11 protein-coding genes and 1 pseudogene are annotated in these 9,170 nt (G+C 73.9%); 9 read left to right on the forward strand and 3 right to left on the reverse strand.

Translation table 11 applies throughout. The features are described 5' to 3' along the window. From ABZ914_RS19345 to ABZ914_RS19370, 6 genes and pseudogenes are all read left to right on the forward strand, one after another. Window positions 1-624, forward strand: a 624-nt coding sequence (locus tag ABZ914_RS19345; RefSeq protein ID WP_500194499.1) for a CDP-alcohol phosphatidyltransferase family protein, incomplete at its 5' end; no start/stop codon positions are given. Further along, the gene (locus ABZ914_RS19350; protein WP_500194501.1) at window positions 581-1,561 is read left to right on the forward strand and encodes a zinc-dependent alcohol dehydrogenase; all 981 of its coding nucleotides are present in this window, start codon (window positions 581-583) and stop codon (window positions 1,559-1,561) included. The genes ABZ914_RS19345 and ABZ914_RS19350, both read left to right, overlap by 44 nt. 29 nt (window positions 1,562-1,590) lie before the next feature. After that, window positions 1,591-1,989, forward strand: a complete 399-nt coding sequence (locus ABZ914_RS19355) for a 6-pyruvoyl trahydropterin synthase family protein (protein ID WP_500194502.1) — start codon at window positions 1,591-1,593, stop codon at window positions 1,987-1,989. Further along, window positions 1,986-3,098: a glycosyltransferase family 4 protein gene (locus ABZ914_RS19360; protein ID WP_500194504.1), complete on the forward strand. Its 1,113-nt coding sequence runs from the start codon at window positions 1,986-1,988 to the stop codon at window positions 3,096-3,098. The genes ABZ914_RS19355 and ABZ914_RS19360 overlap by 4 nt, the downstream gene beginning before the upstream one ends. Continuing rightward, complete coding sequence (locus tag ABZ914_RS19365) at window positions 3,095-3,892, forward strand: methyltransferase domain-containing protein (protein ID WP_500194506.1); 798 nt, start codon at window positions 3,095-3,097, stop codon at window positions 3,890-3,892. The genes ABZ914_RS19360 and ABZ914_RS19365 overlap by 4 nt, the downstream gene beginning before the upstream one ends. Window positions 3,893-3,972: 80 nt before the next feature. Then, window positions 3,973-4,656, forward strand: a pseudogene (locus ABZ914_RS19370) (lysylphosphatidylglycerol synthase transmembrane domain-containing protein); the annotation flags it as partial. Here the strand turns inward: ABZ914_RS19370 and ABZ914_RS19375 are convergent. Beyond that, entirely contained in the window at window positions 4,648-5,415 is a 768-nt protein-coding gene (locus ABZ914_RS19375; RefSeq protein WP_500194508.1) for a creatininase family protein, read from the reverse strand. The pseudogene ABZ914_RS19370 and the gene ABZ914_RS19375 overlap by 9 nt on opposite strands. 310 nt (window positions 5,416-5,725) lie before the next feature. Between ABZ914_RS19375 and ABZ914_RS19380 the strand changes: the two genes are divergently transcribed. The 3 genes from ABZ914_RS19380 (at window position 5,726) to ABZ914_RS19390 (ending at window position 7,942) form a co-directional block, all read left to right on the forward strand. Continuing rightward, on the forward strand, window positions 5,726-6,205 hold the full coding sequence (locus ABZ914_RS19380; protein WP_387028711.1) for a hypothetical protein: 480 nt from the start codon (window positions 5,726-5,728) through the stop codon (window positions 6,203-6,205). 353 nt (window positions 6,206-6,558) lie between these two features. Further along, complete coding sequence (locus ABZ914_RS19385) at window positions 6,559-7,251, forward strand: SH3 domain-containing protein (protein ID WP_500194510.1); 693 nt, start codon at window positions 6,559-6,561, stop codon at window positions 7,249-7,251. 4 nt (window positions 7,252-7,255) lie between these two features. Further along, window positions 7,256-7,942 carry a class F sortase gene (locus ABZ914_RS19390; RefSeq protein ID WP_500194512.1) on the forward strand — a complete coding sequence of 229 codons (687 nt, stop codon included), beginning with the start codon at window positions 7,256-7,258 and terminating at the stop codon, window positions 7,940-7,942. Window positions 7,943-8,051: 109 nt separating this feature from the next. On the opposite strand, the gene ABZ914_RS19395 is transcribed toward ABZ914_RS19390, so the two are convergent. Next, the gene (locus tag ABZ914_RS19395) at window positions 8,052-8,750 is read right to left on the reverse strand and encodes a DUF6082 family protein (protein WP_500194514.1); all 699 of its coding nucleotides are present in this window, start codon (window positions 8,748-8,750) and stop codon (window positions 8,052-8,054) included. 61 nt (window positions 8,751-8,811) lie between these two features. Next, on the reverse strand, window positions 8,812-9,170 hold a 359-nt coding region (locus ABZ914_RS19400), incomplete at its 5' end, for a hypothetical protein (RefSeq protein ID WP_500194515.1).

A 9,170-nucleotide genomic window follows, 5' to 3' on the forward strand; every position in this document is an offset into this window, starting at 1 on the left:
CTCGCCGCGTGGGGCGTCCTGGAGTTCGCGTTCCGGGGACGGCGCGCGCTGCGCCCCGCCGACCACGTCACGCTCGCGCGGCTCGTGCTCGTCGGATGCGTCGCGGCGCTCGTCACGGCGCGGCTCGTCCACGGCGGGCCGGTCGGGGCGCTGGTCGCGCTCGCGGCCGTCGCGCTCGTGCTGGACGGGGTGGACGGACGGGTCGCGCGCCGCACCGGGACGTCCTCCGACCTCGGCGCGCGCTTCGACATGGAGACCGACGCGCTGCTGATCCTGGTCCTGTCGGTGCAGGTCGCGGCGGTGGTCGGGGTGTGGGTGCTGGCGATCGGGGCGATGCGGTACGCGTTCGCCGCGGCGTCGTGGGCGGCGCCGTGGCTGCGGGCGCCGCTGCCGCCGAGCTTCGCGCGCAAGGCGGTCGCGGTGGTGCAGGGCGTCGTGCTGACGGCCGCGGCGTCCGGGGCCGTCCCGTACGCGGCGGTGTTCGTGGCCGCGGCGCTGGCGCTGCTGGCCTGGTCGTTCGGACGGGACGTGCTGGCGCTGGCCGCACGGCATCGCAGGACCCGGCGGGGGAGGGAAGTGCATGGAGCTCGACGCGCGCGCGTTCTGGATCCGGTCACCCGGTGAGGGGGAGATCCGCCCGGTGGAGCTGCCGGAGCCGGGGCCCGGCGAGGTCGTCGTCCGGACGGTGTTCTCCGGCGTCAGCCGGGGGACCGAGACGCTCGTCTTCCGCGGCGGCGTCCCGGAGAACCAGTACGCGGTGATGCGGGCGCCGTTCCAGGACGGCGCGTTCCCGGGGCCGGTGAAGTACGGGTACCTCAACGTCGGGGTCGTCGAGCACGGCCCGCCGGAGCTGGCCGGGCGGCACGTGTTCTGCCTCTACCCGCACCAGACCCGCTACGTGGTGCCGGAGGGCGCGGTCGTCCCGGTGCCGGACGGCGTCCCGCCCGAGCGGGCCGTCCTCGCCGGGACCGTGGAGACCGCGGTGAACGCGCTGTGGGACGCGGCGCCGCTGGTCGGCGACCGGATCGCGGTCGTCGGCGCGGGCATGGTCGGCTGCTCGGTGGCGGGCGTCCTCGCCGGGCTGCCCGGATGCGACGTCCAGCTCGTCGACGTCGACCCGGCGCGGGCGGAGACGGCGCGCGCGCTCGGCGTCCGGTTCGCGCTGCCCGGCGACGCCGACGGCGGCCGCGACCTGGTGTTCCACGCCAGCGCGACGGAGGACGGGCTGGTCCGCTCGCTGGAGCTGCTCGCGCCGGAGGGCGAGGTGATCGAGCTGAGCTGGTACGGCGACCGGAAGGTGAGCCTGCCGCTCGGCGAGTTCTTCCACTCGCGCCGGCTCGCCGTCCGCGCCAGCCAGGTCGGCATGGTCGCGCCGGCCCGGCGGTCCCGCCGGTCGTTCGGCGACCGGCTCGCGCTGGCGCTGCGGCTGCTGGCCGCCCCGGCTTTCGACGCACTGATCACGGGGAACAGCCCCTTCGACGAGCTTCCCCAGGCCATGGCCCGCTTGGCGCGCGGGGAGCCGCCCGCGCTCTGCCACCGGATCGACTACCCGGCGGCCTAGCACGCACAGGAACGGAACAGGGAGGGCACGTGTTCGGCATCACCGTCCGCGACCATTTCATGGTCGCGCACAGCTTCCGCGGCGAGGTCTTCGGCCCGGCACAGGGGCTGCACGGCGCCACCTTCGTCGTGGACGCGACGTTCCGCCGCGCGGAACTCGACGCCGACAACATCGTGGTCGACATCGGGCTCGCCACCCGCGAGCTCGGCGAGGTCCTGCGGCAGCTGAACTACCGCAACCTGGACGACGAACCCGAGTTCGCCGGGGTCAACACGACGACGGAGTACCTCGCGAAGGTCCTCGCCGACCGGCTCGCCGCCCGGATCCACGCCGGGACGATGGGGGAGAGCGCGCGCGGGCTGGCGGGGATCGCGGTGACGCTGCGGGAGTCGCACGTCGCCTGGGCGAGTTACGAGCGCGAGCTGTGACCGGCGGCACCGCGATCCCCGCCCCCGGCGGCACGGCGTTCCCCGCCCCCGGCGGCGCCGCGTTCGTCGTTCCCGGCGGCATCGACGACCCGGACGCCCCCAGCGGCGGCAACGTCTACGACCGGCGGCTCTGCCGGGCGCTCGCCGCCGCGGGGCGGCCCGTCCGGGAGATCGCCGCGCCCGGCGCCTGGCCGCGGCCCGACGCGGCGGCCCGCGAGGGGCTCGGCCGGTCCCTCGCCGCCCTGCCCGACGGGACCGCCGTCCTGATGGACGGCCTGGTCGCGTGCGGGGTGCCGGACGTCGTCGTCCCGCACGCCTCCCGGCTGCGGCTCGCCGTCCTCGTCCACATGCCCCTCGTCGACGAGGGCGACGACCGTCTCGACGCCCTCGAACGCGCCACGCTGCACTCCGCCGCCGCGGTCGTCGCGACCAGCCCGTGGGCGATGAAACGCCTGATCAGGCACCATGACCTCGACCCCGCCCGGGTGCACGCCGTCCCGCCCGGCGTCGATCCGGCGCCGCTCGCCGCGGGCACCGACGGGGCGTCGCGGCTGGTGTGCGTCGCGTCGGTCACCCCGCGCAAGGGCCACGACGTCCTCGTGGAGGCCCTCGCCCGCGTCGCCGACCTGCCGTGGAGCTGCGTCTGCGCCGGGCCCCTCGACCGCGACCCCGCCCACGCCGGGCGGGTGCGCGACCTGATCGCCCGGCACTCGCTCGGCGACCGCGTCCACCTCGCCGGGCCCCTCACCGGACCCCGGCTCGCCGCCGTCCACGACGCGGCCGACCTCGCCGTCCTGCCGACCCGCTCGGAGACCTACGGCATGGTCGTCACCGAGGCGCTCGCGCGCGGCACTCCCGTCCTGGCCAGCGACGTCGACGGCGTCCCCGGCACCCTCGGGCACGCGCCCGGCGGCACCGTCCCCGGCCTGCTCGTCCCGCCGGACGACCCCGCCGCGCTCGCCGCGGCCCTGCGCTGCTGGCTGCTGGACCCCGGCCTGCGCGACCGGCTGCGGGACGCCGCGCGGCGGCGCCGCGACACCCTGTCCGGCTGGGACGACACGTCCCGCCGCATGGCCGCCGTCCTGGACGGCCTCAAGGAGGCACCGTGACCGGGTTCGCCCCGACCTGGCTGGCGCTGCGCGAGGACGCCGACGCCGCCGCCCGCGCCGGCGAGCTGCTCGCTCCGCTGCGCGCCCGCCTGCCGGCCGGCGGGCCGCTGGTCATCTGGGACCTCGGCTGCGGCACCGGCGCGCTCGGGCGCTGGCTCGCCCCGCGCCTGCCCGGCCCCCAGCACTGGGTCCTGTACGACGACGACCCCGCGCTGCTGGAGGAGGCCCGCGCCAACGCCTACCGCACCGCCGACGGCACGCCCGCCACCCTCGAGACCCGCGAGGGCGACCTCGCCGGGCTGCGCGCCGCCGACCTCGTCGGCGCGTCGCTGGTCACCGCGTCCGCGCTGCTGGACGTCCTCACCGCCGAGGAGGTCGACGTGATCGCCGCCGCCGCGTCGTGCCCCGCGCTGCTGACCCTCACGGTCGCCGGACGCGTCCGGATCCTCCCGCACGACCCGCTCGACGCCGAGATCGGCGCCGCGTTCGACGCCCACCAGCGGCGCGACGGGCTGCTCGGCCCCGACGCGCCCGCCGCCGCCGCGACCGCGTTCCGCCGCCGCGGCGCGAACGTCCAGACCCGTCCCAGCCCGTGGCGGCTCGGCCCGGACCGGGCCGAGCTCACCGCCGAATGGCTGCGCGGCTGGGTCGGCGCCGCCGTCGAGCAGCGACCCGACCTGGCCGAACCCGCCGCCGAGTACCTGCGCCGCCGGCTCGCCGAGTGCGACGCGGGCCGCCTCACCGCCGAGGTCCACCACACCGACCTGCTAGCACTCCCCGGGGGAACACCGTGAAACTCCGTCCCTGGCTGCGCGTCGCCGCCGCGCTGGCGATCCTCGCCGGCCTGCTGTGGTGGCACAGCACGTCGGCGTTCGTGGCCGCGCTGAAGGCGGTCGACGGGCCGTCCGTCGCGGAGGCGCTGGCCGTCGGCCTGCTCAGCACCGTGTGCGCCGCGGCCCGCTGGCGGCTGATCGCCCGGCGCCTCGGCCTGCCGCTGCCGCTGCCCGGCGCCGTCGTCGCCTACTACCGGGCGCTGTTCCTCAACGCGGTGCTGCCCGCCGGGGTCCTCGGCGACGTGCACCGCGCCGTCAGCCACGGCCACCGGTCCGGGGACGTCGGGCGCGGCGTCCGCGCGGTCGTGCTGGAGCGCGCGGCGGGGCAGATCGTCCTCGTGCTCGCGTGCCTGGCCGTCCTGCCGGCCCGGCCGTCCCTGCTGGCGTCGCTGACGCCCGCGCTGATCCCGGCGGCGCTGGTGCTGAGCGTCCTGCTCGCGCTGGCCCGGTGGCGGCACCGGGCGGTCGCCGCGGCGCTCGCGGAGGCCCGCGGCGTCCTCGCGGCCTGGCCCGGCATCGCCGGGCTGTCGGTCGCGGCGCTCGCCGGGCATCTCGCCCTGTTCGTCGTCGCGGCGCGCGCCGCCGGCTCCCACGCGCCCCTCGCCGAACTGCTGCCGCTGATGCTGCTGGCGCTGCTGGTCATGGGGCTGCCTATCAACGTGGGCGGCTGGGGGCCGCGCGAGGCCGTGACCGCACTCGCGTTCGGCGCCGCCGGCCTAGGCTCCGCCGAGGGCCTCACCATCTCCGTCGTCTACGGCGTGCTGACCTTCGTGTCCGCCCTGCCGGGCGGCCTGGCCCTGCTGGTCCAGCACCGCGAGGCAGTTCCCGAACGCCCCGACGAGGCTGGCCAGCGCGTCCCGGCCCTTGCCGGCCGAGGCCAGTGACGGCCGTCCGATGACGCCCGACGCGGTGTAGGGCGCCATTCCGGCCGTCAGCAGGTGCCGCCGGTCGTCGGCCAGGTGATCGGAGCCCTCGTATCCGGGCCGCACCAGTTCCGGGTGAGCGTGCAGCAGGATCGACGTCTCCAGCTCACCGGCGTGCATATCGGAGATGCCGGACGTCGCCATTCCGGCGGCCGCGCGCGCGTCCTCCCATTCGTCCATTCCGGGGAACAGCGCCATGGCGCCGGCCGACTCCTGGACGGCGTTCCCGAGCACGTAGTTGCCGCCGTGCCCGCTGACCAGCACCAGCTTCGGCACGCCCGCCCTGCGCAGCGACTCCGCGACGTCCCGCACCACCGCGTACAGGGTCGCCGCCGAGATGCTGACCGTCCCCGGCCAGCCCGCGTGCTCGTGCGAGCAGGAGATCGTCACGGGCGGCAGCACCCGCACGGGATACCGTTCGGCGATCTCCTCGGCGACGGTGCAGGCGATCACCGTGTCCGTGGCCAGCGGGAGGAACGGCCCGTGCTGCTCGAAGCTCCCGACGGGCAGCAGCGCCACGCGGACGTCCCGTTCCTCCGTGCTCGTATGCATCGGCACCATGCGCCCCACCCTGCCACGCCGCCCCCGCGCGGACGGTACGCCGCGCCGGATGACCCGAACGCCGCGACTCGCAATGCTTTTCCTCTTTGTCCTACATGATCAGCATGTCCATTATCTGGGCTTCTGACGGGGGCGGAATGTCTCCGCTTGGGGATCGTTCGAACCGGACTTCATGATCTACGTCCGACGCTGTCCCCAATGTTTGCGATCAGCGCGACATCAGTCGAATTCTCCCCGGGAAGTGTGATCAACGAAACGATGTCGGACACCTCCGGCAAACAACACGATCACTAGTTCGGGGAGAAGTATGATGACAAGCGCGCGAACCGGCATGAGGCTCGCGGTGGCCGGAGCGGCGGGCGGCCTGACCCTGCTGGGCGGTGGCGCCGCCATGGCGGCCACCGCGCCGCACGGCGGGCCGGTCGTCGGCGCCGGCGACATCTGCCGCTACGAGGTCATCGCGCGGGACGGCCTGAACGTCCACGAGACCCCGGCCGGCAAGCTCATCCCGCCGCCGCTGAAGTTCGGCCTGCACATCGACGCGGACTGCACGGCGAGCCACGGCGGCTGGGTCGAGGTGCACGGGGGCGTGCCGGTGAGCCAGCGGCACGGCTTTGTCTTCAAGAAGTTCCTGAAGCTGATCACTCCCAGCGGCGGCGCGTCCGCCGGTGCCGGCGGCACCTCCGTCGCGACGAACCCGATGCTGGCCGGCGCCGGCGTCGGCACCGTCGCGCTCGGCGCGGGCATCGCGATCGCGGTGCGGCGCCGCCGGGCGCAGGACGCCGCCTGAGCGTACGCCGCTCCGTCGGCGGCCGGACCGTCCGTTCTATCGGCCGGCCGCCGACGTGCCGGAGGCGAGTCCATGACGGCGTTGTCGGATTACGAGGGACTCGCGGGCTATTTCCGAGAGCGGGGGAATATTCGCGGTGCATTAGGTGCATGGGCCTATTGTCCGTAATGGAGTCCATGACCGGCCATCAAGGGCGCCGCTTTGTCATTGAACGATGAGATATTCGATCAGTGGTCGGATCGCTATCCCCAACGTTTACGGCCAGGACGGCATGTGCCTAATCAGCTGAGGGCAGCTTGATCATGATGATGTCGGACACCTCCGGCATCAACAAGATCACTGTTGGGGGAAGAATGAGCTCAAGCGCGCGCACTGGAATGGCGCTCGCGGTGGCCGGTGCGGCGGGCGGCCTGACGCTGCTGGCCGGCGGCGCCGCCGAGGCGGCGACGGCCACGTCGCAGCTGGCCGCCGCGCCGAAGATCTGCCGGTACGAGGTCACCGCGAGCAGCCTGAACGTCCGCACGGGCCCGGGCACCCGGTGGGAGACGGTGCCGCCTCCGCTGAGGCGCGGCAAGCACCTCGGCGCCGACTGCATCAGCAGCCAGGCCGGCTGGCACCAGCTCCGGTCGAACCAGACCGGCAAGTGGGTCGACGGCCGGTTCCTGCGCCTGCTCAGCCACATCGGCAGGAGCTGCCGCTACGAGGTCACCGCGAACAGCCTGAACGTCCGCACCGGCCCGGGCACCGGCTACAGCGTGTCGCCGCCTCCGCTGAGGCGCGGCCAGCACATCACCGCCGACTGCAGGCGCAGCGAGGCCGGCTGGAAGACGCTCCGCCAGAGCGTGCCGTCGAACCAGCTCGGCAAGTGGGTCTCCGGCGCGTTCCTCAAGCCGATCCGCGGGGCGCGCGGCGGCGTCGAGGCCGGTGCCGGCGGCACCTCCGCGGCGTCCAGCCCGCTGCTGGCCGGGGCCGGCCTCGGCGTGATGGCGCTGGGCGGCGGGGTCGGGATCGCGGCGTTCCGCCGCCGGGCGCAGGGGCTCTCCTGAACCGATGAGCAAAGCAAGGCGCAGCGGCCGGCCAATGCACCCGTGGTATTGGCTGGCCGCCGTCCTCATCGCGACAGGGACCGCCATGTGCGTCGTCGGGTTCCGGCTGACCGGCCCCGACGCGCCGCCGCAGCCGCCTTCGTCGAACCTGGTGGAGAAGGCGCCCGACGACACGGCGCCGAACCCGGAGCAGGCGCTCGCGCCGTCGCTGCCCGAACGGGTCAGGATCCCGTCCATCAAGGTGAACGCCCCGGTCATCCGGGTCGCCACCAAGCCGAACGGGGAGCTGGAGGTGCCGCCGCTCAGCCGGGTCGACCAGGTCGGCTGGTACCAGGACGGGCCGACGCCGGGCGAGAACGGCCGCAGCGTCCTCGTCGGCCATGTCGACTCCAAGACCAAGCCGGGCGTCTTCTACAAGCTCGGCGCGCTCCGTCCGGGGCAGCGGATCGAGGTGGTCCGCGAGGACAGGACCGTCCCGGCCTTCCGCATCGACCGCGTCCAGCGCGTCGACAAGGACAAGTTCCCGACCGACGGCGTCTACGGGCGCGGGGGCGGGCCGGAGCTGCGCCTCGTCACGTGCGGCGGCAGGTTCGACCACGCCCGCGGCCACTACGACGACAACATCATCGTCTACGCGTCCCTGATCCCCGGGACGCCGAACACCGCCCAGCGAGCCCACACCGAAGGCTGACCGGGCGGCAGCAACGGCCCCGGCGCCGCGCGACCACTCCGCGGCCCGGGGCCGCCGCATGCCCCGCTCCTGGAAGCGCACGCCGTCCACGGCATGGCGGACGAGGGGTTCAGCGTGAGCCGCGCCGGGTCAGGGCGCGGCGGAGGACGGGGGCCACGGCGAGGGTGCCTGCGGCCGTGGCGGCGAGGAGCGCCCAACGACGGCGGCGCGAGGGCGGAGACCCGGGCGGCGGAGCGGGAGCCCGGCGGTACTCCTCATCGAGGATCTCGTGGAAGCGGCGGGCCCGCTTGCTGCCGGACGTGCTCAGGCGCACCTGGCGGGCCTCCTCCCAGTAGGCGCGTCCGGGACGGCCGCTGAACATCTCGCGGGATATGGCGCGCAGTCGGACCTCGGGAAGGGCCTTGGTCTCGTAGGACATCTGCCACTCGGAGACGATCATGTTGATGTACATGAGCTGCCGGCGGGCCTTGCGGTCCTCGCCTTCGGGAACGGGACCCCACGCCTCGTCCAGCGCCGGGTCGTCCATCGCCATCTTGAGCAGTTCCGCGATCGCGATCCGCCGAGCCTCCTCACGAGCGATCTTGATGCCCTGCCCTTGGACGAGGATGGCGGCAACACCAGCGGAGACGACGGCGAAGAAGGCCGTTGCCCAAGCCAGGCTGTAGAGGTAGGCGTGGTGGGAGCGTTCGGCGGTGAAGATCGCTGAGCCGAATGCGAGAGCGGCGACAAGGGGGATGGCGAGGAGCGTCCCAAGAGCTGGGGGGAACGCGCTTCCGAGAGTGTGTTTGCTCACGCTGGGGGGCGGCATGCGTGAATTATATTGAGAGCCTCTCGCTCGGGCTCATAAAATCAGCGAGTGTCAAATCTACTTAAATGCGTTTTGTGTGGCTGATGTGCTGTTGTGCGTGCAGTGAGGCGTAAATTTGGCTATTTGGCGTGATGTCGACCTTGTCGCCGACGGCGAGGCGGACGTCGCCGTCCGGCGGCGCCTCCTGCAGCGAGGACGTCGCCGCCGGCTCTAATGTCAACCGCCCCCGCTCAGGACTGGGGAGGGATGCAGTCGCACCACTGGATAGGCGCAGGAAGTGCAGAGGATCCTGCTGCTGGCCCGGGTTCGGGCGCCGGGCGTCTAAACCGCCCTTGAACTTGACGGCACTTCTCGTATCGCCCGTCGGCGGGTTTTTGGGGTGGGGCCGACTCCGCGGGGTAAAAAACGTGGCAGCCCCCC

The organism is Spirillospora sp. NPDC046719, assembly GCF_040645715.1.
Classification (GTDB): Bacteria; Actinomycetota; Actinomycetes; order Streptosporangiales; family Streptosporangiaceae; genus Spirillospora.

Coding starts and splice junctions, on each gene's coding strand:
- ABZ914_RS19380 (WP_387028711.1), top strand. CDS start 5,726: ATGACAAGCGCGCGAACCGGCATGAGGCTCGCGGTGGCCGGAGCGGCG.
- ABZ914_RS19395 (WP_500194514.1), bottom strand. CDS start 8,750: ATGCCGCCCCCCAGCGTGAGCAAACACACTCTCGGAAGCGCGTTCCCC.
- ABZ914_RS19350 (WP_500194501.1), top strand. CDS start 581: ATGGAGCTCGACGCGCGCGCGTTCTGGATCCGGTCACCCGGTGAGGGG.
- ABZ914_RS19385 (WP_500194510.1), top strand. CDS start 6,559: ATGAGCTCAAGCGCGCGCACTGGAATGGCGCTCGCGGTGGCCGGTGCG.
- ABZ914_RS19390 (WP_500194512.1), top strand. CDS start 7,256: ATGAGCAAAGCAAGGCGCAGCGGCCGGCCAATGCACCCGTGGTATTGG.
- ABZ914_RS19375 (WP_500194508.1), bottom strand. CDS start 5,415: ATGGTGCCGATGCATACGAGCACGGAGGAACGGGACGTCCGCGTGGCG.